The 26112-nt window shown below is 70.4% G+C and carries 27 protein-coding genes; 18 read left to right on the top strand and 9 right to left on the bottom strand.

Features of this window, described 5'->3' with window-relative positions:
- Positions 1 to 34: 34 nt before the first annotated feature.
- The 7 genes from ACBY01_RS06020 to ACBY01_RS05990 all read left to right on the top strand — a co-directional run bounded on the left by ACBY01_RS06020 (position 35) and on the right by ACBY01_RS05990 (position 6556).
- Entirely contained in the window at positions 35 to 247 is a 213-nt protein-coding gene (locus tag ACBY01_RS06020) for a hypervirulence associated TUDOR domain-containing protein (protein ID WP_416459879.1), read from the top strand.
- A 224-nt stretch (positions 248 to 471) separates the two neighbouring features.
- Positions 472 to 1923 (top strand): hypothetical protein, encoded by a 1452-nt coding sequence (locus ACBY01_RS06015; protein ID WP_416459878.1) that lies wholly within the window; start codon positions 472 to 474, stop codon positions 1921 to 1923.
- 38 nt (positions 1924 to 1961) lie between these two features.
- The gene (gene radA, locus ACBY01_RS06010) at positions 1962 to 3332 is read left to right on the top strand and encodes a DNA repair protein RadA (protein ID WP_416459877.1); all 1371 of its coding nucleotides are present in this window, start codon (positions 1962 to 1964) and stop codon (positions 3330 to 3332) included.
- Positions 3333 to 3396: 64 nt separating this feature from the next.
- A complete protein-coding gene (locus tag ACBY01_RS06005) occupies positions 3397 to 3939 on the top strand; it encodes a CvpA family protein (protein WP_416459876.1) in 543 nt (180 codons plus the stop codon).
- Between the two features lie 55 nt (positions 3940 to 3994).
- A complete protein-coding gene (locus ACBY01_RS06000; protein WP_416459875.1) occupies positions 3995 to 4429 on the top strand; it encodes an iron-sulfur cluster assembly scaffold protein in 435 nt (144 codons plus the stop codon).
- A complete protein-coding gene (locus ACBY01_RS05995) occupies positions 4429 to 6210 on the top strand; it encodes a cation:proton antiporter domain-containing protein (protein ID WP_416459874.1) in 1782 nt (593 codons plus the stop codon). Before ACBY01_RS06000 ends, ACBY01_RS05995 begins: the two co-directional genes overlap by 1 nt.
- A gap of 13 nt (positions 6211 to 6223) precedes the next feature.
- A complete protein-coding gene (locus tag ACBY01_RS05990) occupies positions 6224 to 6556 on the top strand; it encodes a DUF423 domain-containing protein (protein ID WP_416459873.1) in 333 nt (110 codons plus the stop codon).
- A 68-nt stretch (positions 6557 to 6624) separates the two neighbouring features.
- Here the strand turns inward: ACBY01_RS05990 and aroB are convergent, their stop codons facing one another.
- Together aroB and ACBY01_RS05980 are read right to left on the bottom strand one after the other, a co-directional pair.
- The gene (aroB, locus tag ACBY01_RS05985) at positions 6625 to 7725 is read right to left on the bottom strand and encodes a 3-dehydroquinate synthase (RefSeq protein WP_416459872.1); all 1101 of its coding nucleotides are present in this window, start codon (positions 7723 to 7725) and stop codon (positions 6625 to 6627) included.
- Positions 7722 to 8261 (bottom strand): shikimate kinase, encoded by a 540-nt coding sequence (locus ACBY01_RS05980; RefSeq protein WP_416459871.1) that lies wholly within the window; start codon positions 8259 to 8261, stop codon positions 7722 to 7724. The genes aroB and ACBY01_RS05980 overlap by 4 nt, the downstream gene beginning before the upstream one ends.
- A 20-nt stretch (positions 8262 to 8281) precedes the next feature.
- Between ACBY01_RS05980 and ACBY01_RS05975 the strand changes: the two genes are divergently transcribed.
- The 4 genes from ACBY01_RS05975 to ACBY01_RS05960 are packed head-to-tail and all read left to right on the top strand — an operon-like array spanning position 8282 to position 12158.
- Entirely contained in the window at positions 8282 to 8479 is a 198-nt protein-coding gene (locus ACBY01_RS05975; RefSeq protein WP_416459870.1) for a hypothetical protein, read from the top strand.
- The gene (locus tag ACBY01_RS05970; protein ID WP_416459869.1) at positions 8460 to 10241 is read left to right on the top strand and encodes a hypothetical protein; all 1782 of its coding nucleotides are present in this window, start codon (positions 8460 to 8462) and stop codon (positions 10239 to 10241) included. The genes ACBY01_RS05975 and ACBY01_RS05970 overlap by 20 nt, the downstream gene beginning before the upstream one ends.
- Positions 10238 to 11173 carry a tyrosine-type recombinase/integrase gene (locus ACBY01_RS05965; RefSeq protein ID WP_416459868.1) on the top strand — a complete coding sequence of 312 codons (936 nt, stop codon included), beginning with the start codon at positions 10238 to 10240 and terminating at the stop codon, positions 11171 to 11173. Before ACBY01_RS05970 ends, ACBY01_RS05965 begins: the two co-directional genes overlap by 4 nt.
- A gap of 37 nt (positions 11174 to 11210) precedes the next feature.
- A complete protein-coding gene (locus tag ACBY01_RS05960) occupies positions 11211 to 12158 on the top strand; it encodes an acetyl-CoA carboxylase carboxyltransferase subunit alpha (RefSeq protein WP_416459867.1) in 948 nt (315 codons plus the stop codon).
- A 69-nt stretch (positions 12159 to 12227) separates the two neighbouring features.
- Here the strand turns inward: ACBY01_RS05960 and ACBY01_RS05955 are convergent, their stop codons facing one another.
- Positions 12228 to 12395 (bottom strand): Flp family type IVb pilin, encoded by a 168-nt coding sequence (locus ACBY01_RS05955; RefSeq protein ID WP_416459866.1) that lies wholly within the window; start codon positions 12393 to 12395, stop codon positions 12228 to 12230.
- 117 nt (positions 12396 to 12512) lie between these two features.
- Entirely contained in the window at positions 12513 to 12722 is a 210-nt protein-coding gene (locus ACBY01_RS05950; RefSeq protein ID WP_416459865.1) for a Flp family type IVb pilin, read from the bottom strand.
- A gap of 32 nt (positions 12723 to 12754) precedes the next feature.
- On the opposite strand from ACBY01_RS05950, the gene ACBY01_RS05945 reads away from it, so the two are divergent.
- Positions 12755 to 13186: a (deoxy)nucleoside triphosphate pyrophosphohydrolase gene (locus ACBY01_RS05945; protein ID WP_416459864.1), complete on the top strand. Its 432-nt coding sequence runs from the start codon at positions 12755 to 12757 to the stop codon at positions 13184 to 13186.
- On the opposite strand, the gene ACBY01_RS05940 is transcribed toward ACBY01_RS05945, so the two are convergent.
- A complete protein-coding gene (locus ACBY01_RS05940; RefSeq protein WP_416459863.1) occupies positions 13183 to 14016 on the bottom strand; it encodes a methyltransferase domain-containing protein in 834 nt (277 codons plus the stop codon). The genes ACBY01_RS05945 and ACBY01_RS05940 overlap by 4 nt on opposite strands.
- A gap of 43 nt (positions 14017 to 14059) precedes the next feature.
- Here ACBY01_RS05940 and ACBY01_RS05935 point away from each other — a divergent pair, with 43 nt between their 5' ends.
- Genes ACBY01_RS05935 through ACBY01_RS05920 form a run of 4 tightly spaced genes read left to right on the top strand, consistent with a single transcriptional unit; the run spans position 14060 to position 16338 of the window.
- The gene (locus ACBY01_RS05935) at positions 14060 to 14791 is read left to right on the top strand and encodes a ComF family protein (protein ID WP_416459935.1); all 732 of its coding nucleotides are present in this window, start codon (positions 14060 to 14062) and stop codon (positions 14789 to 14791) included.
- Positions 14792 to 14822: 31 nt separating this feature from the next.
- Positions 14823 to 15080: a glutaredoxin 3 gene (gene grxC, locus ACBY01_RS05930; protein ID WP_416459862.1), complete on the top strand. Its 258-nt coding sequence runs from the start codon at positions 14823 to 14825 to the stop codon at positions 15078 to 15080.
- Complete coding sequence (locus ACBY01_RS05925; RefSeq protein ID WP_416459861.1) at positions 15077 to 15901, top strand: carbon-nitrogen hydrolase family protein; 825 nt, start codon at positions 15077 to 15079, stop codon at positions 15899 to 15901. The genes grxC and ACBY01_RS05925 overlap by 4 nt, the downstream gene beginning before the upstream one ends.
- Entirely contained in the window at positions 15898 to 16338 is a 441-nt protein-coding gene (locus ACBY01_RS05920; protein WP_416459860.1) for a DUF1178 family protein, read from the top strand. Before ACBY01_RS05925 ends, ACBY01_RS05920 begins: the two co-directional genes overlap by 4 nt.
- Before the next feature lie 10 nt (positions 16339 to 16348).
- Here ACBY01_RS05920 and ACBY01_RS05915 read toward each other — a convergent pair whose 3' ends face one another.
- From ACBY01_RS05915 to acs, 4 genes are all read right to left on the bottom strand, one after another.
- Positions 16349 to 18400, bottom strand: coding sequence for an ATP-binding protein (locus ACBY01_RS05915; protein WP_416459859.1), 2052 nt, complete (start codon positions 18398 to 18400; stop codon positions 16349 to 16351).
- Positions 18390 to 19886 carry an ATPase domain-containing protein gene (locus ACBY01_RS05910; protein WP_416459858.1) on the bottom strand — a complete coding sequence of 499 codons (1497 nt, stop codon included), beginning with the start codon at positions 19884 to 19886 and terminating at the stop codon, positions 18390 to 18392. The genes ACBY01_RS05915 and ACBY01_RS05910 overlap by 11 nt, the downstream gene beginning before the upstream one ends.
- A 198-nt stretch (positions 19887 to 20084) precedes the next feature.
- A complete protein-coding gene (locus ACBY01_RS05905) occupies positions 20085 to 20717 on the bottom strand; it encodes a response regulator transcription factor (protein ID WP_416459857.1) in 633 nt (210 codons plus the stop codon).
- Positions 20714 to 22672 (bottom strand): acetate--CoA ligase, encoded by a 1959-nt coding sequence (gene acs / locus ACBY01_RS05900; RefSeq protein WP_416459934.1) that lies wholly within the window; start codon positions 22670 to 22672, stop codon positions 20714 to 20716. Before acs ends, ACBY01_RS05905 begins: the two co-directional genes overlap by 4 nt.
- A gap of 144 nt (positions 22673 to 22816) precedes the next feature.
- Between acs and ACBY01_RS05895 the strand changes: the two genes are divergently transcribed.
- Together ACBY01_RS05895 and ACBY01_RS05890 are read left to right on the top strand one after the other, a co-directional pair.
- On the top strand, positions 22817 to 24301 hold the full coding sequence (locus tag ACBY01_RS05895; RefSeq protein WP_416459856.1) for a DcaP family trimeric outer membrane transporter: 1485 nt from the start codon (positions 22817 to 22819) through the stop codon (positions 24299 to 24301).
- A 69-nt stretch (positions 24302 to 24370) separates the two neighbouring features.
- Positions 24371 to 26041, top strand: coding sequence for an MFS transporter (locus tag ACBY01_RS05890; protein ID WP_416459855.1), 1671 nt, complete (start codon positions 24371 to 24373; stop codon positions 26039 to 26041).
- Positions 26042 to 26112 lie beyond the last annotated feature (71 nt).

Here is a 26112-nt window from a genome sequence, read left to right as displayed (position 1 = left end):
GGCGCTTGGGCGGTTCGGAACCGGGAGATCGTGCATGTCGAACAGCTATGCCAAGGGCGCGAGCGTCAGCTGGAAGTGGGGCACGGGAACCGCGCACGGCAAGATCGAAGAAAAGTTCGAACGGCGCGTCCAGCGCACGATCAAGGGCAGCAAGATCGTCAAGAACGGCACCAAGGAGAACCCCGCCTACCTGATCGTCCAGGAGGACGGCGGCAAGGTGCTGAAGGAAGGCTCTGAGCTGCAGTAACTAAGGGCGCGCACTCCGAAAGCACCAAAACGGGACGGCCACTGCGCATGGGGCCTGCTTTAGGCGGCGCGGCCTTGTGGTAGACTCTGTGAAAATTCGTCTCTTCCCCGTTCGTCTCGAATAGCCAGCCCAAAAGACACTGCGGCACTTCGAAACGAAAGGAGAAGGGGGAGCGTGCCTGCGCCAGAGGAGCGCGCCGGCGGGTTCAACGGGAGACCGGGGCGATGGCGTGCGTACGTGGCAGGCTGATCGACGGGGTGATCCTGCTCGCCTGCCTGGTGCCGCTGCTGATCACCGCGCATCTGCCGCTGTCGGACCTGCCGAACCACCTCGCGCGCCAGTTCCTCCTGCGCGACTGGGCGACGAGCTCTGCGGCGCAGACCTTCTACAGCTACGAATGGCGGCTGGTGCCGAACCTGGCGCTGGAGCTGTTCGTCGTCGCCGCACGCGGCCTCGTCGGGGTCGAGATGGCGGTGCGGCTGTTCTGCATCGCCACCCTCGTGCTGCTGTTCGCGGGCACCCGGACCATCAACCTGGCGGTGGGCGAGGGCCGCAGCCGCATCTACCGGGCGGTGCCGCTGCTCTGCTACGGCGGGCCGTTCCAGTTCGGCTTCCTGAGCTATTGCTTCGGCATCGGGCTGTGCCTGCTGCTGTTCGGGCTCTACCTGCGCTGGCGCGTGCGGTCGCCGGCGTTCGTCGTCGCCGTGTTCCTGGCGGGAAGCATCGCGCTGCTGCTGTGCCACCTCACCGCCTTCGAACTGTTCGCGATCGCCGTCGGCGCGATCGAGCTGGTCGCCGGATGGCGCGAGGGCAGGGCGCTGGGTGTCGTGCGCCGGCAGGCGCTCGCCGCGACCTTCCTGGTGCCGCCGCTGCTGCTGTTCCTCTCGCTCAGCCCGACCGCCTCCGACGGCAAGGGGATCGTGTGGAGCAGCCTGCAGCAGAAAGCCGAGTCGATCGTCGCGATCACGCTGTTCGCCAACCCGCGCGCCGAACTGCTGTTGCTGGGCGTGGCGCTGGCATGCGGCGCGGCGGCGCTCGCCACGCGCACGGTCCGCGTCGCGACCGGCGGTGTGATGCTCGTCGGGCTGATGGGGCTCGTCTGGCTGGCGATGCCGCGGTCGATGCTCGGCGGCGGCTATGTCGACTATCGCCTGCCGTGGACCATCGCCTTCTTCGCGCTGGCGATGCTTGTCCCGGGCGCGCGCTGGATGCGGTTCGGACGGCCGCTCGGCGCGGTGATGCTCGTGGCCGCCGCCGCACGGGTGGCACTGATCGCCTGGGCCTGGATCGGCTGGGAGCCGGTGACGGCGCGGATCGACGCGGCACTCTCGCGGCTGCCGGTCGGTGCGCGGCTGATGGTGGTGCAGGGCGACGTTCCCTCCGTCACCCAGTCGCGGCAGCCGTCGCTGCTCCACGTCGCCGCCTATGCGGTCGCGCGGCGGCAGGCGTTCGAGCCCAACCTGTACGCCAGCATCTCGGGCCAGATGCTCGAATTCACACCCGAGTACCGCCGCCTCCAGCAGTTCACCTCCCCCAGCCGGCTCAACGCGATCGACCCGGCGTACGACCATCTGCTGGTGATCGACCCCGGCTACGCCCGGCTCGCACCGACGCTGCCGCTGGTCCGGCTGGATGCCGGCGACCGCTTCGCGCTCTACCGCGTCGGCCGTCGCTGATGGTTCCCTTTTCGTTCCGGCGGCGCTAAGGCTCGGTCATGGCCAAACCTCGGAAGCGCTACGTCTGTCAGCAATGCGGCTCGGTGACGTCGCAATGGGCGGGGCAATGCGGCGACTGCGGCGAGTGGAATTCGCTGGTCGAGGATGCGGGCGCGGTGGTGACGCCGTTCCAGGCGCGGCACAATCTTCAGTCGGGCGGCCGGTCGATCGTGTTGTCCGGCCTGGACAGCGACATCCCGCTGCCCGAGCGCATGGCGACCGGCATCGCGGAGCTCGACCGGGCGCTGGGCGGCGGCTTCGTCGAAGGCTCGGCGACGCTGATCGGCGGCGATCCCGGCATCGGCAAGTCGACGCTCCTGCTCCAGGCGACGGCGAAGCTCGCGCTCGCGGGCAAGTCGGTCGCCTATGTCTCGGGCGAAGAGGCGGCGGATCAGGTCCGCTTGCGCGCCCGTCGGCTGGGGCTCGGCAGCGCGCCGGTGCAGCTCGCCGCGGCGACGTCGGTGCGCGACATCCTCACCACGCTGGGGGAGGGGAACGCTCCCGACCTGCTGGTGATCGATTCGATCCAGACGATGCATTCCGACTTGATCGAGGGGGCGCCGGGCACCGTCAGCCAGGTGCGCGCCTCGTCGGGCGAGCTGATCCGCTTCGCCAAGGAGCGCGGCACCGCGCTGGTGCTGGTCGGTCACGTTACCAAGGACGGATCGATCGCCGGCCCGCGCGTGCTCGAGCACATGGTCGACACGGTGCTGGCGTTCGAGGGCGAGCGCAGCCACCAGTATCGCATCCTGCGCGCGGTCAAGAACCGCTTCGGCGGCACCGACGAGATCGGCGTGTTCTCGATGGCGACCGAGGGGCTGGCGGAAGTCTCCAACCCCTCGTCGCTGTTCCTCACCAGCCGCGACGAGAGCGTCACCGGCACCGTCGTCTTCCCGGCACTGGAGGGCACCCGCCCAGTGCTGGTCGAGGTGCAGGCGCTGACGGTGCGGCTCGCCTCGGGCGCGACGCCCAGGCGCGCGGTGGTCGGTTGGGACTCGGGCCGGCTGGCGATGATCCTGGCGGTGCTGGAGGCGCGCTGCGGCCTCGCCTTCGCTACCTCCGAAGTCTATCTCAACATCGCCGGCGGCTATCGCGTGCAGGACCCCGCCGCCGATCTCGCGGTGGCGGCGGCGCTGGTCTCCGCGCTCGCCGAGCGGCCGGTCGCGACCGATGCGATCGCGTTCGGCGAGGTCGCGCTGTCGGGCGAGGTGCGGCCGGTCGCGCACGGTGCGCTGCGCTTGAAGGAGGCGGGCAAGCTCGGCTTCGGGCGGGCGATGGTGCCGGGGGCGCAAGGCGCGGAGGGGAGCAACCTGACGCTCTCCACCTTCCGCAGCCTGCCCGCCTTCGTCGACCACATGCTCGGGCGGTGACGGCTCGCTCGACTTCGCGGGCGCGCCTCGATAGGGCGCGGTGCATGCGCTGGGGAGGGCACCGATGGAACTGACCGCACTCGACGTGGTGGTGCTGCTGATCGTCGGCGGCGCGGCGCTGCTCGGGCTCAAGCGCGGCTTCGTCACCGAAGTGCTGTCGCTGACGGCGTGGATCTTCGTCGTGCTGGCGATCAAGCTGTTCCACACCCCGGTCAGCGCCGCCTTGCTCAGCGTGATCGGCACCAGCGCCGGCGCCGCCACGCTGGCATTCGCGCTGATCGCGGGCGTCGTCTATTTCCTCGGCCGGCTCGTCGCCAACGGCGTCGGCTCGCGCACGCGCACCTCGATCCTGGGTCCGGTAGACCGCGCGCTCGGCTTCGGCTTCGGTGCGGTCAAGGGTCTGGTGCTGTGCAGCCTGGGCTTCCTGCTGCTGGTGCTGGCGATCGATACGGTCGCGGGCGGGCCGCGCAGCCGGCCCGACTGGATCACCCGGTCGCGCACCTACCTGCTGCTCGACACCACCAGCCGGAGCATCGCCGATCTGGTCGATCGCCGGCGCCGCGGCGAGCCGATGTTCGGCGAGCGGGTCCGGAACGCCGCCGAGTGAGCTTTTCCTGGTCCGGCCCCTCGCACCCGGCACCCCGGCGCTCTACATGCACCCGGTGACCGCGCCGCTTTACAACACCGAAATTCTGCGGCTTGCCGCGACCATTCCCCACCACGAGCGTCTGGACGCGCCGATGGCGAGCGTCGAGAAGCGTTCGCCGGTGTGCGGCAGCCGGGTGACCGTCGACCTGGATCTGGATGCTGAGGGCCGGGTCGCACAGCTCGGGCTGCTGGTGCGTGCCTGTGCGCTGGGTCAGGCGTCCTCGTCGCTGATGGCTGCCCATGCGATCGGCCGCTCGCCCGAGGAACTGGCGGCGGCGCGCGACGCGCTGACCGGCTGGCTCGCCGGCGGCAACGGTCCGCCCGATTGGCCGGGCCTTTCGCTGTTCGAGCCGGCGTTGCCGCACAGCGCCCGCCACGCCTCGATCCGGCTCGCGTTCGAAGCGGCGGCGGAAGCGGCCGAGGCCGCCCGCGCCGGGCGCGCCGGCTGATGGAGGACGCGGCCACCGGCTCGCTGCTCCACGATTTCGCGCCGCTCCTGGGCGCGGCGCTGGTCTTCGTCCTGATCTTCCGCAAGCTCAAGCTGGGTGCCACGCTCGGCTATCTCGTCGCCGGCGTGGTCGTCGGCCCGCAGGTGCTCGGTCTGGTCGGCGATGCCGAATCGAAGATGGGCATCGCCGAGCTCGGCATCACCCTGCTGCTGTTCCTGGTCGGGCTGGAGCTGAGCCCGACGCGGCTGTGGCGGATGAAGCGCGACATCTTCGGCTTCGGGCTGTTGCAGGTGGCGCTGTGCGGCATCGCCATCACCGGCGTGGTGTGGCTGTTCACCCGCTTCACCGCCCCCGCCGCGCTCGCGCTCGGGCTGCCGCTGGCGCTGTCGTCGACGGCACAGGTGCTGCCGATGCTGCAATCGGCGGGACGCCTCAAGACGCCATCGGGCGAGCGCGCCTTCTCGATCCTGCTGTTCCAGGATCTGTCGATCGTCCCGCTGATCACCATCGTCGCGGCGATGTCGCGCAACCCGGCGGATGCGGGCGGCCCGCCCGGATGGCTGCTCGCGGTCTACACGGTGGCGGCGATCACCGGACTGGTGCTCGCCGGGCGCTTCCTGCTGCGGCCGCTGTTCCGGCTGATCGGCAACATGGGCGAGCGCGAGATGTTCGTCTTCGCCGGGCTGTTCACGGTGATCGCCTCCGCGGCGGTGATGGAGGCGCTCGGCCTGTCCACCGCGCTCGGCGCGTTCGTCGCTGGCGTGATGCTCGCCGACAGCCCGTACCGGCACGAGCTGGAAGCGGACGTCGAGCCGTTCCGCTCGATCCTGCTCGGGCTGTTCTTCCTGGCGGTCGGCATGCTGCTCGATTTGTCGGCAATCGCCGAGCGGCCGGTGTTCGTGACCGGCATGGCGCTCGCGCTGATCGCGACCAAGGCGGTGGTGATCGGGCTGATCGCGCTGCTGTTCGGGATGAAGTGGCGGCAGGCGATTGCGTTGGGCCTGCTGCTCAGCCAGGGCGGCGAGTTCGGCTTCGTGCTGTTCGGCCAGGCCCAGCATGCGCTGCTGATCGCGCCGGAGGCGGCGAGCGTGTTCAGCGCGGTCGTGACGGTGTCGATGGCGACGACGCCGTTCCTGATGATGCTCACCCGCCGCTTCCGCGCCCAGCCCAAGCCCAGCGCCGACGGGCTCGACGGCCCCAAGCACGACGGCGCTGCCGCGCTGGTGGTCGGCTACGGCCGCTTCGGGCAGACCGTCGCGCAGATGCTGATCGGGCAGGGGATCAGCGTATCGCTGATCGACACCGACCCGGTGACGATCGAGCGCGCCGGCGATTTCGGCATGAAGGTCTATTACGGCGACGGCACCCGCGTCGACACGCTGCGCCGCGCCGGCGCGGAGGAGGCGGAGCTGGTGCTGTTCTGCATGGATCGCGACCAGATGGAGCTGGCCGATCTGCAGGCGGTGAAGCAGGCCTTCCCCGACGCGTCAATCTTCCTGCGGGTGTTCGACCGCCGCTCGATGCTGCGGCTGAAGAGCGCGCCGGTCGAAGGCTATGTCCGCGAGATGCTCGATTCGGCGGTGACGATGGCGCGCCGGGCGATGGCCTGCGTCGGCGTCGACGATGGCGAGATCGACCGGACCGAAGAGGCGTATCGCAACCTGGATGCCAAGCGGCTCGCCCAGCAATTGGAGGCGCAGGACCTCTATGCCGGCCGTGAGGCCATGTTCAGCCACCAACAGGGCAGCGCGGCGCGCGACGGCCTGACGCGCGAGGCATGAGGAGACACGCGAGATGAACCTGCTGATGATGCTGGCGGCGCTGTCGGGCGCGGTCGCGGTGGCGGCCGGGGCGTTCGGCGCGCACGGTGCCGAGGGGCAGGCGCGCGACTGGCTGCAGACCGGCGGCCACTATCAGCTGGTCCACGCGATCGCGGCGCTGGTCGCGCTGCGGCTGGACCTGCGCGGGCCGGGCTGGCTGTTCGTCGTCGGCGGGCTGATCTTCGCGGGCACGCTCTACGCGATGGCGCTCGGTGCGCCGCGCTGGCTGGGCGCCATCACGCCGATCGGCGGTGCGACGTTGATCGCCGGCTGGGTGTGGCTCGCCTACGCGGGCTTGCGCGGGTAGCGGCGAGCCTGGTCCGCGGCTTCCGAAACGGCCCCGTCATCCCAGCCTTCGCTGGGATGACGGGATTTCTACCGCGGTTGCGCGTCGAGAAATGCGGCGATCTCCTCCAGCGCCACATCGCGGTCGACATAGGTCTGACCGATGCCGCGTGCGAGCAGCAGCGCGAGCGTGCCGCCCTCCATCTTCTTGTCGTGGCGCATGTGATCGACCAGCCGCGCGCCGCTCGCGGCGATCCCCGCGGCAGCGAGCCCGTCGGGCAATCCGACCGCGCGCAGATGCGCGGCGACCCGCTCGGCATCCGCCGCCGGGCACAGCCCGCGGCTGGCGGAAAAGGCGAAGGCGAGCGCCATGCCCGCCGCGACGCCCTCGCCGTGGAGCAGCGATCCGTCGAAGCCGGCCTCCGCCTCCAGCGCATGGCCGAAGGTGTGGCCGAGATTGAGCAGCGCGCGGCGGCCGCTGGTCTCGCGCTCGTCCTCGCCGACGATCCGCGCCTTGGCCGCGACCGAACGGGCGATGGCGAACTCACGCGCTTCCGGATCGCCGGCGAGCAGCCGTTCGGCGTTGCCCTCGCACCAGGCGAAGAACTCGGGATCGTCGATGAGGCCGTATTTGGCGACCTCTGCATAGCCGGCGCGGACTTCACGTGCGGGCAGCGTGTCGAGCGTAGTCGGGTCGATCAGCACGATTGCCGGCTGGTGGAACGCGCCCACCAGGTTCTTGCCAGCGCGGGTGTTGATGCCGGTCTTGCCGCCGACCGACGAATCGACCTGCGCGAGCAGCGTCGTCGGGAGCTGCACGAAGCCGCAGCCGCGTTTGAGGATCGCGCTCGCGAAGCCGACCAGATCGCCGATCACGCCGCCGCCGAGCGCCACGATATGGTCGCGCCGCTCGACGCCGAGCGCGAGCAGCCGGTCCATCAGCGTCTCCAGCGTCGCCCAGCTCTTCGAGCCTTCGCCCGCCGGCAGCACGATCGCCTCGCTCGCGATTCCCGCCTCGGCGAGGGAGGCGCGCAGCGTCTCCAGATGTGGGGCGACCGCTTCGTCGGCGACGATCGGCATCGGCCGGCCGCGGGCGATCGGCGCGAGCAGCGTCCCGGCGCGCGCGAGCAGCCCCGCCTCGATGACGACGTCGTAGCTGCGGGGGCCGAGGGCGACGGGGATGGTGGTCACGGGCGGATCGCCTCCAGGATGGCGTTGACGGTGGCTTCGTGCGGCGCCTGCTGGCTGACGACACGGATCGGGGCGAGCGCGTAGATCGGATTGCGGACCGCGGCGAGCTCGGTGAGCACCGCCTTGGCATCCTTGCCGCGCAGCAACGGGCGATGGTCGCGGCGGCCGACGCGCTCGGCCAGCACCGCCGGCGCTGCGTCGAGCCAGATCGCCAGAGCCTGGCGCAGGATCAGCGTGCGCGTCTCGGCATTGATGAACGCGCCGCCGCCGGTGGCGATCACCTTGGGCGTGCCGTCGATCAGCCGTGCGATCACCCGCCGTTCGCCGTCGCGGAAATGCGCTTCGCCGAACCGCTCGAACATCTCGGCGATGGTCATGCCGGCCGCCTGCTCGATCTCGGTGTCGGCGTCGACGAAGGGCAGCCGCATGCGATGCGCCAGCCGGCGGCCGACGGTGGACTTGCCCACGCCCATCAGCCCGACGAGCACGATCGGCTTGCCGCTCCACTGCGGGGTCGAGGCATGGGTTTGCAGCATCGTGGCGGGCGCTATACAGCGTGGCGGCGCGCGGGCAAAAGCTTGTGCGCCCGGTTCGCAATCGTGAGTTTTCGCCGCCCATGTCCCGATCGCTCGTTCTCCTGATCGTCGTTCTGCTCGTCCTCGTCGGCGGGCTGTTCTTCCTGGCCGGCCGGTCGACCGAGAAGCAGCCGGTGCAGGTCGAAAAGGCGGTCTCGCTTGAAAATCTCCAGAACTAGCGGCTTCGCTTCGGTCCTGGCGCTGGCGGGCCTGATCGGCCTGCCTGCGCTCGGACAGGACGTCCCCGAATCGCTGCTGCCGCCCGGGTTCAACGATCCGGTCGCGCCGGCCACTCCCGCGCCGCCGCCCGCGGCGCGGCCGTCCGGCGTGCCGCAGGGGCCGACCGCGACGCCTGGGCCGCTGCCGATCCCTACGCCGACGCCGACTCCGACCCCCAGCGCGACGCCGACGCCGGTCGATCCGCGGCTGCTCGCCCGCTACGAGCTGCCCGAATATGCGCGGCGCTCCACCGCGCACGTCGGCATCGACGGCGCCGGGCTGTCGCGCAGTGCGTTCGGCACCGCCGACGGGCGCATGCTCGAAGCGCTGATGCGCCGGCTCGACGCGCCGGTCGCGTCGCGGTGGCTGTCGATCGCGTTGCGGCGTGCGCTCGCCTCGGACGTGGACACGCCGGCGCGCGTCGACGGCGCCGACTTCGCCGCCGAGCGCGCCTGGCTGTTGCTGCGGATGGGCGAGGCGGCCACCGCGCGCGCCGTCGTCCAGTCGGTCGATACCGAGAACTACACGCCCAAGATGTACCAGGTGGCGATGCAGGCGGCACTGGCGACCGCCGATCCCGCCGCGGTCTGCCCCATCGTCGAGCCGGCACAACGCGTGTCTTCCGAGCGTGGCTGGCAACTGGCGCGCGCGATGTGCGCGGGGTTGGCCGGCGAGCCCAAGCAGGCCGGCTCGCTGATCGATGCCGCCGAGCGCGCCTTCCGCCGCCGTGCCGTCGGCGCCGACATCGACCTGAAGCTCGCGGAGAAGGTGCTCGGCGCCGGGGCGCAGGGCCGCCGATCGGTGACGATCGAGTGGGACGGGGTGGAGCAGCTGAGCGCCTGGCGCTGGGGGCTCGCCAATGCGACCGCCGTGGAGGTGCCCGACGCGCTGTTCGCCAGCGTCGGGCCGCAGGTGCGCTCCTGGAATGCGCTGCTGCCGGGCATCGCGCCCGAGCGCCGCGTGCCGGACGCCGAACTCGCCGCCGCACAGGGCGTGCTGTCGAGCGCGGCGCTGGTCGATCTCTATGCCACCGTCGGCGAACTCGACGATTCGCCCAGCGCGCTGACCGCCGTCGCGCGCGACCTGCGCGACGCCTTCGCCGCGGCGCAGGTCGCCGATCGCATGACGGCGCTGCGCCAGCTGTGGAGCGGCGAAACCGATCGCGCGCGCGGCTATGCACGCCGCATCCTGACCGCGCGGGCGGCGGCCGCGATCCCGGTAACCGGCGACTATGCCGCCGACAGCGATGCGCTGGTCGCGTCGATGCTGTCGGCGGGGATGGACCTGCGCGCCCTGCGCTGGCGAACGGTCGTGCCCGAGGGGGGCGACGCCTGGGCGATGCTCGCGCTGGCCAACCCGCGCGGCGGCCGCGTGGCGGAGAGCGCGGTGTCGCGCTACGCCGGCAGCGACGCGCGCAAGGGGCAGCTGCTGTTCGCGGGTCTCGCGGGCCTGGGCCGATTGTCGGCCGGCGATGCCGAGGGCTTGGCACAGTCGCTCGAGGTGCCGGTCGGCGCCGAAAACGCCTGGACACGCGCGATCGCGCTCGCCGCCGGGCGCGACCAGCCTGCGACGGTGCTGCTGCTCGCTGGCGTCGGCATGCAGACGCGCGACTGGCGCGGGGTCTCGCCGCAGGCGCTGTTCCACATCGTCGCCGCGCTGCGCGCCGTCGGGCTGGAAGGCGAGGCGCGGATGATCGCCGCCGAGGCGATCGCCCGCGCGTGAGCGAGCCCGACGCGCCCGCGTCGAGCGCCGCTCTCTCCAGCGACCGCATCCTGATCGACCGCTTCCTCGAAATGCTGGCGGCGGAGGCGGGGGCGGCGCGCAATACGCTGCTGGCCTATGGCACCGACCTGCGGCTGGCTTCGGAGGTGCTGGCCGGGCGGCTTGCCGACGCCGACCGGGGGGCGCTCGAGCGGCTCACGGAGCAGTGGCAGGCGCTGTCGCGCGCTACCGTCGCGCGCAAGTCGGCGGCGTTGCGGCGCTTCTTCGCCTTCCTGGCCGACGAGGGGCTGCGCGCCGACGATCCCGGTGCGGTGCTGCCGCGGCCCGGTGCCGCCCGCCCGCTGCCGCGTACCCTGTCGGCGGCCGATGTCGATCGGCTGTTCGCCGCGATCGCAGCGCGGATCGCGCGCGACCCGCCCGATCCGCTCGACCTGCGGCTCGCCGCGCTGGTCGAGCTACTCTACGGATCGGGCCTGCGGGCGACTGAGCTGGTGTCGCTGCCGCGCAACGCGGTCGCGCCGGATCGGCCGTACCTGATCCTGCGCGGCAAGGGTGGGCGCGAGCGGATGGTGCCGGTGTCCGATCGCGCGCGCGCCGCGGTGGCGGCGTGGCGGGCGCATGCGCCCGCCGATCGGCCGTGGCTGTTTTCCTCGGGCAAGACGCATCTGTCGCGCATCCGGCTGTACCAGCTGATGAAGGCACTGGCGGCCGAAGCCGGCATCCCGCCCGATCGGGTGAGCCCGCACGTGCTGCGCCATGCCTTCGCGACGCACCTGCTGGAGGGCGGCGCTGACCTGCGCGCCTTGCAGGCGATGCTGGGCCATGCCGACATCGCCACCACCGAAATCTACACCCATGTCGACAGCCAGCGGCTGGTCGAGCTGGTCAACGCGCGCCATCCGCTCGTTGACGCCCCCCGCCGCGCCCCGTAACCGGCAGCGCGCCCCTACCAAGACGGAACCCGAGTTGATGGCCACCTTTCTGGACTTCGAAAAGCCGATCGCAGAGCTGCAAGGCCGCATCGACGAGCTGCGCGACACCGCGGCGGAAGGCGAGCTGGACATCGCGGCGGAAGTGTCGCGGCTTCAGTCCAAGTCGGACCGGCTGCTGCGCGATACCTACGCGAAGCTGACGCCGTGGCAGAAGACGCAGGTCGCCCGTCATCCGGAGCGTCCGCACTTCAAGCATTATGTCGCTGCGCTCATCGAGGGGTTCATGCCGCTGGGCGGCGACCGCGCCTTCGCCGACGATTCGGCGATCATCGGTGGGATGGGGCGGCTCAACGGCCGCAAGGTGATGGTGATCGGCCACGAGAAGGGCGACGACACTGCCAGCCGGCTCAAGCACAATTTCGGCATGGGCAAGCCGGAGGGCTATCGCAAGGCGATCCGGCTGATGCAGCTCGCCGATCGCTTCGGGCTGCCGGTGGTGACGCTGGTCGACACCTCGGGCGCCTTTCCCGGTATCCAGGCCGAGGAGCGCGGCCAGGCCGAGGCGATCGCGCGTTCGACCGAGGCGAGCCTCAACCTGGGCGTGCCGATGGTGGCGGCGATCCTGGGTGAGGGCGGTTCGGGCGGTGCGGTGGCGCTGGCGGCGGGCAACCGGGTGCTGATGATGGAGCACGCGGTCTATTCGGTGATCTCGCCGGAGGGCTGCGCGTCGATCCTGTGGCGCACCGCCGATCGCGCGCCCGATGCGGCCGAGGCGATGAAGGTGACCGCGCAGGATCTGCTCGCCCTGGGCGTGATCGACACGATCGTCGCGGAACCGCTGGGCGGCGCGCATCGCGCGCCGGCGGCGGCGATCGAAGCGCTGGGTACGGCGCTCGACGGCGCGCTCGGCCAATTGGAAGGGCAGACGGCGGATCAGTTGCGCCGCGATCGCCGCGCCAAGTTCCTGGAGATGGGGCGGGGCTGACGGGGCGACACGCTAAAAAAAGGGGTGAGACTAATTCCCACCCCTTTTTCCGCGAAGGGTTAGAGCTTGTTACTCAGTAGGCAAGGCACTGCCGGCCGTGTCGAAGGTCTTGGTGACCCTCTTTCCAACGGTGGTCATTGCAGTGATGGCGGCGACGGCGATCAGGGCGGCGATCAGGCCATATTCGATAGCGGTGGCGCCCTTGCTGTTCTTCAGGAACGTGCGAATCTTCTGCATTGCGAACTCCGACATTGCTTCAACATACCCGGCTGAGCCGGAGGAAACCCGGTGCAGCAAAACCCCTCTAGGCCCCGGTTCGTTGAAAAAGCGTTTAAAGCCGGGAGCATGGATGTTTCATTGCCCGGTCGCACCGGCGACCTTCTCGTCGGTCTTCTGCCATAGGCCGACGACCTTTCCGGCGAAGGGCACAAGGCTGACGAGGCAAGCGAGCGTGATGAGCGCCAGAATCAGGCCGTATTCGATCGCCGTCGCGCCATGCCGGTTGCGTAGGAGGGCCCGCCCGAGGCGTGAACAGGGGCGCCTCCACTGGTTTTTTGCTCGCATAACCAACAGGCTACGGGGAACGGAGTAAAGAAATGCTGAGCAAGGACGGCGCGGACGCGGGGAAGGGGGCGCTGCTGATGGTGGTCGCGGCGGCGCTGGTGGACGGCGACGGGCGCGTGCTGGTGCAGCAACGGCCGCAGGGGCTGCCGATGGCGGGTCTGTGGGAATTCCCCGGCGGCAAGCTGGAGCGCGGTGAACTCCCGGAAGCGGCGCTGATCCGCGAGTTGTACGAGGAACTCGGCATCCGGGTCGAGCGATCCTGCCTGGCACCGGCCGCCTTCGCCAGCGAAGCCCTGGGCGACCGGCACCTTCTGCTGCTGCTCTACGCGCTGCGCAAATGGTCGGGGATCGTCGAGGCGCGGCATGCGACCGCACTGCGCTGGGTACGACCGGTCGAGCTCCACCGGCTCGACATGCCGCCCGCCGACCGGCCGCTGATCGGGCTGCTCGAAGCGCTGATCTAGGGCTTGGGCCGCAGCGCGTCCGCCAGCGACACGGTCGCGCTGCCGCGGCGTGCGGGCTTGGGCTGGTCGGGCGAGGGCGCCCAGCCGGTCAGGTAGATCACCTCGAACTGTTCGGGCGTGCGACCCCCCGCGTCCGCGCGGGCGGCGAAGCCTTCCGCCGCCTGGGCGATGGCGCTGCGCGAGAGCGGCGCCCGGTCGGTGAGCAGGCTGGTCGCCGCCATCCCGCGCAGATCCTCGAGCAGCCGGCCGAGCGTGCCGTAGCGCACGGTGAGCGTCTCCGAATCGGCCACCGGCAGCGCGAATCCGGCGCGCATCAGCAGGTCGCCCGCCGACTGGAGCTTGACCTGCGGATGGACCCGCGCTGCCGGCCGCTCCTGCTCGGCGGCCATCAGCGTCGCACGCAGCGTCGCCAGCGTGCCGCCGCCGGTGAAGGCGGCGAGGAACAGCCCGTCGGGCCGCAGCGCGCGGCGGATCAGCGCCAGCGCGCCCGGCAGGTCGTTGACCTGATCGAGCGTGCCCGCCGAGACGATCAGGTCGAACGAGCCTTCGGCGAACGGCAGCCGGTCCTCGTCGCACTGCACCCCGCCGGCCGCGCGCGCGAAGGCGAAGCCGGGGTCGGCGCGAACGACGCGAGCGCCGGGCAGCGGCATCCCGGCGTCGAAGCAGCCGAGGTCGAGCACGTCCTCGAACTGGCGGGTGACGGCGTCGAGCCGTTCGGTCAGCCCCTCGACCATGAAGGCGCGCAGGAAATCGGCTTCGGCGAAGCGGTCGGCGGCACGGTCGCGGCGCAGGCGGCGCGCGACGCGGTGAAAGATCTCGGGCGGTTGCACGGCGGCGCTTGTGCGCCTTCGCGCAGGCGGCGACAAGGTCGGGGTGAATGCCGTCGCCGCCCTGGTCCGACGCAGTATCGCGCTGGCGCTGCCGCCGCGCTGCCCGGCGTGCGGCCAGGTGACGGAGGCCGACCACCGCTTCTGCCCGAGCTGTTGGGCGGGTCTGCGCTTCCTGGGGCCGCCGTGGTGCGCGCGCTGTGCGCTGCCGTTCGATCACGACCGCGGCGAGGATGCCTGCTGTGCGGCCTGCCTCGAAGCACCGCCGCGCCACGCCGGGGCGCGGGCAGCGGTGGCCTATGGCGCGGTCGCGCGCGACGTCGCGCTGAAGCTCAAATACGGCGGCAGGCTGGCCGCGGCCGAGACGATGGCGCGGCTGATGCTGCGGCAGCTTCCCCCGGATGCCGACCTGCTGGTGCCCGTGCCGCTCCACCGCCGGCGGTTGTGGACGCGCGGCTACAACCAGGCGGTGCTGATCGCGCGCGCGCTGTCGGCGGTGAGCGGCGTTCGCGCCGACGCGCACGTCCTGGTCCGCACCCGTGCGACGCCGCCGCTGCGCGGGCTTGGCCGGAGAGCGCGCGCCAAGGCGCTGGCGGGGGCGTTCGCGGTACCGCCCACCATGAGGCCGCGGCTGAACGGCAGGAAGGTGGTGCTGGTCGACGACGTGTACACCTCGGGCGCGACCGCCGACGGATGCGCGCGGCGGCTGATCGCGGCCGGCGCGGCCGCGGTGACGGTGCTGTGCTGGGCACGCGTGCTCAGCGAGGCGGACGATTGACAAGCAGCCCCTGGCGACACACCTCAAGGCGATGGCAAAGATCGAGATCTACACCAAGGCGTTCTGCCCCTATTGCACCCGCGCCAAGCGGCTGCTCGACAGCAAGGGTGCCGGCTTCGAGGAATTCGACATCACGATGGGCGGCGAGCGCCGCGCGGAGATGATCCAGCGCGCGAACGGTCGTTCGACCGTGCCGCAGGTGTTCATCGACGGGCGCCATATCGGCGGATCGGACGACCTCGCCGCGCTCGACCGGCAAGGGGGATTGGACCCGCTGCTCGCGCAATGAGGATCGCCCTGCTGCAGATGACGAGCGGGATCGACCCGCTCGCCAATGCGGCCGTTCTGAGCGACGCGGTGGCGGAAGCGGCCGCCGGCGGTGCCGCGATGCTGTTCACGCCCGAGATGTCGGGGCTGGTCGACCGCGATCGCGTGCGGGCGGCGGCGTCGATCACCGACGAGGCGAGCGATCCGGTGCTGGCGGCGATGCGCGCGGCGGCAGCCGAGCATCGGCTGTGGGTGCAGCTGGGATCGCTCGCGATCCGCCGACCCGACGGCCGGCTCGCCAACCGCGGCTTCGTGATCGGCCCCGATGGCGCCGTGCGCGCCCGCTACGATAAGCTGCACCTGTTCGACGTCGCGCTGCCGACCGGCGAGCGCTGGCAGGAATCCGCCGCCTATGCGCCGGGCGAGACGGCGGTGGTCGCCGATACGCCCGTGGGGCCGCTGGGCCTGTCGATCTGCTATGATCTGCGTTTCCCCGACCTGTATCGCGCACTGAGCGATGCGGGTGCGGAGGTGCTGGCGGTGCCGGCCGCCTTCACCCGGCCGACCGGTGCTGCGCATTGGCACCTGCTGCTGCGTGCCCGCGCGGTCGAGGCGGCCGCGTTCGTCGTCGCGGCGGCGCAGACTGGCGTCCATGAAGACGGTCGCACGACCTACGGCCACTCGCTGGTCGTCGATCCCTGGGGCGAGGTGCTGCTCGACATGAGCGAGGCGCCGGGGCTGGGGTTCGCCGATCTCGATCCGGCGGTTCTCGCGGATGTCCGCGCACGGCTGCCGGTGCTCAGGCATCGCCGCGCGATTCCACCGGTCGAGCGCGTCGGATGATCGTGTTCGACCTGCGCTGCGACGGCGGGCATGTGTTCGAAAGCTGGTTCGGCTCCAGCGCCGACTATGCCGACCAGAAGGCGCGCGGACTGGTGCGCTGCCCGATGTGCGACAGCGGTGCCGTCGAGAAGGCGGTGATGGCCCCCAATGTCGCCGCCAAGGGCAACCAGCGCGCCGCGGCCCCGACCCAGCCTGCGCCCGACCGGATGAAGGCCGCGCTCGCGGCGCTCGCCCAGGCGCAGGCCAAGGCGCTGGAAGGGTCGGAATGGGTCGGCACCGGCTTCGCCGATCGCGCGCGGGCGATGCACCTGGGCGAAGAGACCAGCGCGCCGATCCACGGCCAGGCTTCGCTGCAGGAGGCGCGCGCGCTCGTCGAGGAAGGTGTGCCGGTCGCGCCGCTGCCGCTGCCGGTGGTGCCGCCCGGCGCCCGCAACTGAGCGGCGCGGCCTAGCCCAGCATCTCCCGGATCTTGGTCGACAGCCCCTGGATCGTGAACGGCTTGGTGATCATCGCCATGTTGTTGCCCAGGAAGTCGGCGCGGATCGCCGCGTTTTCGGCATAGCCCGTGACGAACAGGATCGGCAGCTCGGGCCGCTGCTGGCGCGCGATCTCGGCGAGCTGGCGGCCGTTCATCCCGGGCAGGCCGACGTCGGAGACCATCAGATCGATCGTCCGATCGGATGCGAGGATCTTGATCGCGGCATTGGGCTCATCCGCTTCGACGGCGTGGTAGCAGAGCTCCTCCAGCACCTCGCGCACGAGCAGGCGGACGGACGGATCGTCCTCGACCAGCAGCACCGTCTGGCCGCGGCCCTCGGCGATCGCCGGCGGGGCGGGGGACTCGGCCGGGGACTCCTGTTCCTCGGCAGCGCGGAGGTACAGCGAAACCGTCGTCCCGGTCGCCACCTCGCTATGGATCCGCACCTGACCGCCCGATTGGCGCGCGAAGCCATAGACCATCGACAGCCCGAGCCCCGTGCCCTGACCGATCGGCTTGGTGGTGAAGAAGGGGTCGAACACCTTTTCCAGTACGTCGGGCGGGATTCCGACGCCGGTGTCGGAGACGGCGATTACCACATAGCGGCCCGGCTCGATCTCGGGGCGCGAGCTGGCATAGGCCACGTCGAGCTCGACCATCCGGGTTTCGATCGTCAGCTGTCCGCCCTCGGGCATCGCGTCGCGAGCGTTGATCGTCAGGTTGAGGATCGCGTTTTCGAGCTGGTTGGTGTCGCTCACCGCCCACAATACGGGGCAATCCTGCTCGACGTGCAGCGCGATGTTCTCGCGGATCGAACGCCGCAGCAGCGGTTCGAGCGAGGCGATCAGCGCGTTGACCTCGACCGGCTGGCTGTCGAGCGACTGGCGGCGCGAGAAGGCGAGCAGCCGCGCGGTGAGCGCCGCCGCGCGCTGCGCCGAGGCAGAGGCGGCATCCATGAACCGGTCGAGATCGTCGTAGCGACCTGCGGCGATCCGCCGCTTGAGGATGTCCATCGCGCCGATCACGCCGGTCAGCATGTTGTTGAAATCGTGCGCGATGCCGCCGGTCAGCTGGCCGACCGCCTCCATCTTCTGGCTCTGGCGCAGCGCCGCTTCGGCATGGGCGCGGTTCGCCATCTCCGCCTCCAGCGCAGCGGTGCGCTCGGCGACGCGCTGGGCGAGTTCCTCCTCGGTCTGCTTGCGGTCGGTGATGTCGATCGCGAAGATGTGGAAGCCGTCGACCACGCCGTCGGCATCGTACCTGGGAAGGTAGCGGATCTCGGCATCGCGGCGGCGCCCGTCGCGGTGCGGGGTCGGCATCTCGATCCGCACCGTCTCGCCGGCGAGCGCGCGCTCGATGTCGGCACGGCGAAGGGCATAGCCGTCGTCTCCGACGACGTCCCGGATGTGGCGGCCGACCACGTTCTCCGGGCGCACATAGAACCAGTCTTCGTAGGCGCGGTTGGCGAAGCGGTAGCGCTGGTCCCGGCCGATGAATGCGATCAGCACCGGCAGCGCGTCCGCGACCCGCCGCAGCTCCGCCTCGCTCGCGGCGAGGGCGGTGCGGCTGGTTTCGAGCTCCCGCATCCGGTCGCGGGTCTCGAACTGGCGCTGGCGCGAGCGCATCGCCGAGGCGGTCGCGCTGACCAGCGATGCCGCCCCCATCGGCCGTTCGAGGACGATCGCGTTGCCGGTAAGCTCGAGCAGCCGCTCGCGCAGCATGTCGGACGTGCCGTGGCCGCCGTGGTGCGGCGCGGCCAGCAGCACGAACGGCACGTCGGACCAGCTGGGCTGCGCGCTCAGCACCGCCCGCAGCGCGTCGATTCCGAAGCGCATCGCCTCTTCGGTGAGCAGCACCACGCCGACCTGTTCGTCGAGCGCCTCGGCCACCGCATCGAGGGTGGGGCAGGCGAAGGCGTGATATCCCTCCGCTTCGAGCAGGCGGACGGTCGCCTCGGCGTCGCGCCCGAACGGCGCGGCGACCAGAACCTTGTGCCCTTCCGCCGCCTCCCTATGCCCCACGAGCGCGGTCTTCCATCAGCGGCGTGCGCTCGCCGGTGTATTCGGGCGTGCCGGACAGCACGCCGCGGAACGCCACCAGCGGCGCACCGACGCGCACGCCTTGCGTGTCGATGCGGAACTCGCGGATCGCATCCTCATGCCCGCCGGCGCGGTTCTTGACGGCCGAGATCGCCTTGCGGATGCGTCCCTCCGCCTCGAAGAAGCGCAGCATCAGCACCGCATCGACGATCGGCGAGACGCTGAAGCTGGTTCGCGTCGGCTCGAACGCGCCTTCCTGCGGGTTGATCAGGAAGGTCACGACGCCCTGCTGGTTGAGGTAGGACAGCAGCTCGTGCAGCTGCAGGATCAGCTGCTGCTCCTGCGGCATGGCGGCGAGATAGCCGGCAAGGCTGTCGATCACGACCATGCGGGCCGCGTCGTCCTCCACCTGCCGTCGCACGCGCTGGGTGAATTCGCCGGGCGAAAGCTCGGCAGGGTCGATCTGCTCCACCGTGAGCAGGCCGCTGTCGAGATGCTTCTGGATGTCGAGGTTGAACGCGCGTGCGCGGGCGAGGAGTGTGCCGACCCGCTCGTCGAACTCGTAGAGCACCGCGTGCTCGCCGCGCTCGCAGGCGGCATGGAGATATTGCAGCGCGATCGTGGTCTTGCCGGTTCCCGCCGGCCCGGTGATCAGCGTGGACGTGCCGCGCAGTGGCCCGCCGTGGAGCATGGCGTCGAGCTCTACCACGCCGCTCTCGATCGGATCGCCCACGAACGGCGCATGGTGCTCGGCCGCCACCAGCCGCGGGTAGAGATCGAGCCCGCCCGTGCGGATGGCGAAGTCGTGGTAGCCGGCGACGAAGTCCACCCCGCGCAGCTTCTGCACCTGCAGCCGGCGCCGCGCCGCGCCGAAGTCCAGCGTCAGCCGTTCCAGCGTGAGGACGCCGTGACACAGGCTGTGCAGGTGGGTGTCGCTGCCGTCGGCGGTGGCGGTGAGGTCGTCGACCAGCAGCACGGTGATGTTGCGCCCGGCGAAGAACTGCTTGAGCGCCAGCACCTGGCGGCGATAGCGCAGCGGATCCTGCGCCAGCAGCCGCATTTCCGACAGGCTGTCGAACACGACGCGGGTCGGCTGGACGCGCTCGACCTCCGCCTCGATCAGCTTGATCGTCTCGCCGAGCTCCATCTCCCAGGAATAGAGGATCGACTGCGCGCGTCCCTCGCCGAGCACCGCATCGGCCGCGCTCAGTTCGAACACCGCGAAATCGCCGATGCTCCAGCCGTGCGACTCCGCGACGACGCCCAGCTCTTCCTTGGTTTCGGACAGGGTGATGTACAGCGCCCGTTCGCCGTTCCGGACCCCTTCCAGCAGGAACTGGAGCGCCAGCGTGGTCTTGCCGGATCCGGGCGCCCCCTCGAGCAGATACAGGCGGTTGGCCGGAAGCCCGCCGCGCAGAATGCGGTCGAGCCCCGCGTTTCCGGTGGCGATCGGCGGGACGTCGGGCATGGCGCTGGCTTCCGAAACAACGAGGGAACGGCCGCCGGCGACGGTCCGATCAAGACGGGATCGTGGTGCAATTCGCGCAGCCCCGCAAGGTTCCGCGCGCCGCCGGGGCGGGCGCGGGGACTGATCGCGAAGCCGCCGCAATGCAAGGAATTTTCGCGAATCCGCAACGCAGTGCGGCGGATGGTGATCGCCGCGGCGCTAATCCTCGATCGCGAGGTCGAGGGTACGCGCGGCGAGCACCGCCTGGGTGCGGTTGAGCACGCCCAGCTTGCGCAGGATCGCGGTCATATGCCCCTTCACCGTCGCCTCCGACACGCTCAGCTGGAAGGCGATCTGCTTGTTGAGCTTGCCCGCCATCACGCCGGTGAGCACCTTCAGCTCGGTGGGGGTCAGGCTGGCGATGCGGGTCGCGATGTCGCTCGGGGCGTCGCCGGTCGGCTCGGGCAGCGGATCGGCGACCCCGTCGAGCGCGCGCGCGACCGCGCGTTCGAGCTCGGCCAGCTCGGCGGTCTTGGACACGAAGCCGGTCGCACCATAGGCGCGCGCGCGATGCGCGGCCTCGGCGGCGTCGGCCGAGGACACCACCAGGATCGGCGTCCCCGGCCGCTCGGCATGGAGCTGCGCCACGCCCGAGAAGCCGTCGGCACCGGGCATGCGCAGGTCGAGCGTCACCAGATCGAGCCGCGGTGCGGCCGCCGCCTGTTCGAGCGCCTCGTGCAGCTGCCCGGCCTCCAGCACGGTCGCGTCCGGCGCGGCCCGGCCGATCGCGAGCTTGAGCGCCTGGCGAAACAGCGGGTGGTCGTCCGCGACCAGGATCGTGCGGGGGGTCATGCGGCCAGCTTGGTGGCGTCCTCCCGGCCCGCGATCAAGGCGTCCACCACGCTCGGGTCGGCGAGCGTCGAGGTGTCGCCTAGACTGCCGAAGTCGTTCTCGGCGATCTTGCGCAGGATGCGGCGCATGATCTTGCCCGAACGGGTCTTAGGCAGCGAGGGGGTGAACTGCAGCGCATCGGGCGTGGCGATCGGGCCGATCTCGCGCCGTACCCACTGGATCAGCTCCTTGCGCAAGGCGACGTCGCCTTCCTCGCCGGCGTTGAGCGTCACATAGGCGTAGATACCCTGGCCCTTGACGTCGTGGGGCATGCCGACCACCGCGGCTTCCGCGACCTTCGGATGCGCCACCAGCGCGCTCTCCACCTCGGCGGTGCCCATGCGGTGGCCCGAGACGTTGATGACGTCGTCGACGCGGCCGGTGATCCAGTAATAGCCGTCGGCATCGCGGCGGCAGCCGTCGCCGGTGAAATACTTGCCCGGATAGGTGGTGAAATAGGTCTGGAAGAAGCGGTCGGCGTCGTTCCAGACGGTCCGCATCTGCCCCGGCCAGCTGTCGGCGATCACCAGATTGCCCTCGGTCGCGCCCTCCAGCACCCGCCCTTCGGAGTCGACCAATTGCGGCAGCACGCCGAACAGCGGCTTGCTCGCCGATCCCGGCTTGAGCGGCGTCGCGCCGGGCAGCGGCGTGATCATGTGGCCGCCGGTTTCGGTCTGCCACCAGGTATCGACGATCGGGCAGCGGCCGTCGCCGACGACGCGGTAATACCATTCCCACGCCTCCGGGTTGATCGGCTCGCCCACCGACCCGAGCACACGCAGCGAGGCGCGGCTGGTCTTCTTCACCCACTCGTCGCCTTCGCGCATCAGGGCGCGCAAGGCCGTCGGCGCCGCGTAGAAGCTCGTCACCTGATATTTGTCGACGATCTGCCAGAAGCGCGAGAAATCGGGGTAGTTGGGCACGCCCTCGAACATCAGCGTCGTCGCGCCGTTCGCGAGTGCACCATAGACGATGTAGCTGTGCCCGGTGACCCAGCCCACGTCGGCCGCGCACCAGAAGACTTCGCCCTGGCGATAGTCGAACACATATTCGTGCGTCATCGACGCCCACACCAGATAGCCGCCGGTGGTGTGCAGCACGCCCTTGGGCTTGCCGGTCGAGCCCGAGGTGTAGAGGATGAACAGCGGCTTTTCCGCGCCCATCGGCTCGGGCGGGCAGTCGGTCGTCTCCGCCTGCACGACATCGTCGTACCAGAGGTCGCGGCCCTCCTGCATCGCCACGTCGGCGCCGGTGCGGCGGACGACGATCACCGCCTCCACGATCTTGCCGGCTGCTTCCGCCAGCGCCGCGTCGACATTGGCCTTCAGCGGCACGCGCTTGCCGCCGCGCAAGCCTTCGTCGGCTGTGATGACCAGCTTCGACCCGCAATCCTCGATGCGGTTGGCGAGGCTGTCGGGCGAAAAGCCGGCGAAGACGATCGAATGCACCGCGCCGATCCGCGCACAGGCGAGCATCGCGAACGCCGCCTCCGGGATCATCGGCAGATAGATGGTGACGCGGTCGCCCTTCTTGACGCCCGCGGTCTTGAAGGCGTTGGCGAGGCGGCTGACCTCCTCCTTCAGCTCGCCGTAGCTGATCGTGCGCTCTTCACCGGGCGTATCGCCTTCCCACAGGATGGCGGTGCGGTCCGGGTCCTTGGCGGCGTGGCGGTCGACGCAGTTCTCGGCGACGTTGAGGATGCCGTCCTCGTACCAGCGGATGTGGAAGTCGGCTTCCTCGAACGAGGTGTCCTTGATCCGCTTGGGGAAGCGCACCCAGTCGAGCCGCTCGGCCTCGCGCGCCCAGAAGGCGTCGGGATCGGTCGCGGCCTCCTGGTACATGGCGGCGTAGCGGTCCTGGTCGATCAGCGCCTTCTCGGCCCATTCGGCCGGAACGGGGTAGCAGGACTCGGTCATCATCCTCTCCATTTTTCGCAGGGCTACCGCAGCGCAGCGCAGCGTGCACCCACGACCTTGGTCGCCCTAGCGCGGTGCCGTTTCTCTCCCGCATTCTCTTGCGGTCCCGACAAGCGGCGCAAGACCCAAATGGGATGAGGAGAGATGATGCAGAGATCAGCGATCGTCCGGGCCGCGCTGGCGGGGACCATGCTCACCGTGCCGCTGCCGGCACTGGCGCAATCCGCCCCCGCCTCCAGCCAGCGCGAGGCGGAGCTGGAGGCCCGGCTCAACACGCTCGAACAGGCGGTGCAGCAGCTGCGCGCCGAACTCGCCGCGGCCCGCTCGACACCGACCGCGAGCAGCGCGACGGCGGCGCCCCCCAGCGGCGGCCCGGTCGCCCAGCCGCAGGTGGTGCAGGCGCAGGCGCCGGGCACCAGCGGTCAGTCGGGCCCCGAGCAGCCCACCGGCGGCCGCGCGATCGTCGCCGAGGCGAAGGCACCGCCGCCGCCCACTGCCGCGCCTGCGCAGGACGGGTTCAAGGTCGCCGGCACGACGGTGCGGATCAACGGCTTCTTCAAGACCTGGGCCGCGGTGTCGCACTACGACGGCGGCAACATCGCCGCCGACAGCGTGGGGCGTGATTTCTACTTTCCGAGCTTCATCCCCGTCGGCGGGGTGAGCACCGGCAACAATTTCGAGGCGCACGCCAAGCAGACCCGCATCGCCATCTCCACCGCGACGCCGGTCGCCGGCAAGGAGCTCAAGGCACTGTTCGAGGCCGATTTCCAGGTGGTGCCCGGCACCCAGGGCAACCAGCGCGTCGTCAACGGCTACGACCTTGGCTTGCGCCGCGCGTTCCTGACCTACGACAAGTTCCTGGTCGGCCAGGAATGGTCGACCTTCCAATATGTCGCGGCGCTGCCGGAGACGACCGACTTCCTGGGGCCGAGCGACGGTACGGTCTTCATCCGCCAGGCGCAGCTTCGCTATACCGAGAAGCTCTCGCCCGAGCTGTCGCTGTCGGTGGCGGTGGAGAACCCCGACACCTCCTACGCGACCACCACCAGCGCGGCCAACGTCAGCAGCGCGACCGATCGGCTTCCCGATTTCGCCGCGCGGCTCAACTGGCTGATGCCGAACGGCATGGAGCTGTCGCTGGCCGGCCTCGCGCGCAAGCTCACCGTCGACACCGGCACCGTCGACGACAGCGCCGCGGGCTGGGGCGTGTCGTTCGCGGGCAAGCTGCCGCTGACCGAGGACAAGCGCTGGGACGTGCGCTTCATGCTCAACCACGGCGACGGCATCGGCCGGTACGTCGGGCTCAACCTGATTCCCGATGCGGTGCTCGGCACCGACGGCAGGCTGTATACGCCGACGGTCACCGCCGGGTTCGGTGCGGTCCGCCTCGGCTGGACCGAGCAGCTGCGGTCGACGATCATGGCCGCCTTCCAAAAGGGCAAGTACCAGGACGGGGTGGCGGCGGCGGGGGCGAGCGAGTCGTCGTGGAGCGCCGCGGCCAACCTCTTCTACTCGCCGGTCAAGAACCTCGATTTCGGCTTCGAATATCGCCACGGCGAGCGCGAACTGATCACCGGGGCGAGCGGCACGCTCGACCGCGGCGAGTTCGCGGCGAAATACAGCTTCTAGAACCCAGGCGGCGATGGCCCCGCCAGAGGGCCGCGCCGCTCCCGCAACCTCCAAGGAGAGGGGCTCGAAATGGCGACCCTACCCGGCGACCTTCCCAAGCATCACACCGCGACCCAGAGCGAGAAGCTCGTCATCGCGGCCTCGTCCCTCGGCACGGTGTTCGAGTGGTACGACTTCTACCTCTACGGCCTGCTGGCCACGATCATCACCGCACAGTTCTTCTCGGGCGTGAACGAGACGACCGGCTTCATCTTCGCGCTGGCGGCGTTCGCGGCCGGCTTCGCGGTGCGGCCGTTCGGGGCGCTGGTGTTCGGGCGGATCGGCGACATGGTCGGGCGCAAGAACACCTTCCTGGTGACGATGGGGATCATGGGCCTGTCGACCTTCGTCGTCGGCCTGCTGCCGAGCTACGCCACCGCCGGCGTCGCCGCGCCGATCGCGCTGGTGGCGCTGCGGCTGCTCCAGGGGCTGGCGCTGGGCGGCGAGTACGGCGGCGCCGCCACCTACGTCGCCGAACATGCGCCCAACAACAAGCGCGGGCTCTACACCAGCTTCATCCAGACGACCGCCACCTTCGGGCTGTTCGCCGCGCTGTTGATCGTGATCGGCACGCGCTTCGCGGTGGGCGAGGAGGCGTTCGCGAGCTGGGGATGGCGCGTGCCGTTCCTGATCTCGATCGTGCTGCTTGCGGTGTCGATGTGGATCCGCATGCAGATGAGCGAAAGCCCGGTGTTCCAGCGGATGAAGGCCGAGGGCAAGACCTCCAAGGCGCCGCTGACCGAGGCGTTCGGCACCTGGCGCAACCTGAAGGTGGTGCTGGTCGCGCTGCTGGGCGCGGCGATGGGGCAGGGGGTGATCTTCTACACCAGCCAGTTCTATGCGCTGTTCTTCCTCGAAAAGATGCTGCGCGTCGACGGGGCCACCACCAACATCCTGGTGGCGGTCGCGCTGCTGATCGCGACTCCGGCGTTCGTGTTCTTCGGTTGGCTGTCGGACAAGATCGGCCGCAAGCCGGTGCTGCTGTCGGGCTTCCTCCTGTCGGCGCTGCTCTACTACCCGCTGTTCCAGGCCATGTCGCACGCCGCCAATCCGGCGCTGTACGAGGCGTCGCAGACCACGCCGGTCTCCGTCGTCGCCGATCCCAACGAGTGCTCGGTGCAGTTCGACCCGGTCGGCAAGAACAAGTTCGACACCAGCTCGTGCGACATCGCCAAGGCCTATCTGGCGAAGGCCGGCATCTCCTACACCAACGTCGAGGCGCCCGCCGGCACGATCGCCAGCATCCACGTCGGCGGCCGCACGCTGCCCGCGGTCAACCCGGCCGCCGTCAGCGGCCCGGCGCGCGCCGACGCGATCAAGGGCTATGGCACCCAGGTGCAGGACGCGCTGACCGCCGCCGGCTATCCGACGGGTCCGGCCGATCCGGCGCGGATCAACAAGCCGCTGGTGGTCGGCATCCTGATCGTGCTCGTGCTGCTAGTGACGATGGCCTATGGTCCGATCGCCGCACTGCTGGTCGAGCTGTTCCCGACGCGGATCCGCTACACCGCCATGTCGCTGCCCTATCACATCGGCAACGGCTGGTTCGGCGGCTTCCTGCCGACGACGGCGTTCGCGATGGTCGCCGCAACCGGCAACATCTACTACGGGCTGTGGTATCCGATCGTGATCGCCGCGATCACCCTGGTGGTGGCGCTGCTGTTCCTGCCGGAAACCTTCCGCCGCAACATCGACGATTGATCCGAGGCGGCGCCGGCCCGCGCCCCACTCGATGACCCACAGGATACTGGCGTCGGGTGGCCGGGTGGGGG

The organism is Sphingomonas mangrovi (assembly GCF_047975845.1).
GTDB lineage: Bacteria > Pseudomonadota > Alphaproteobacteria > Sphingomonadales > Sphingomonadaceae > Sphingomonas.
The sequence above is the reverse complement of the archived record's forward strand: the minus strand, read 5'-3'. Positions and strand labels throughout refer to the sequence as shown.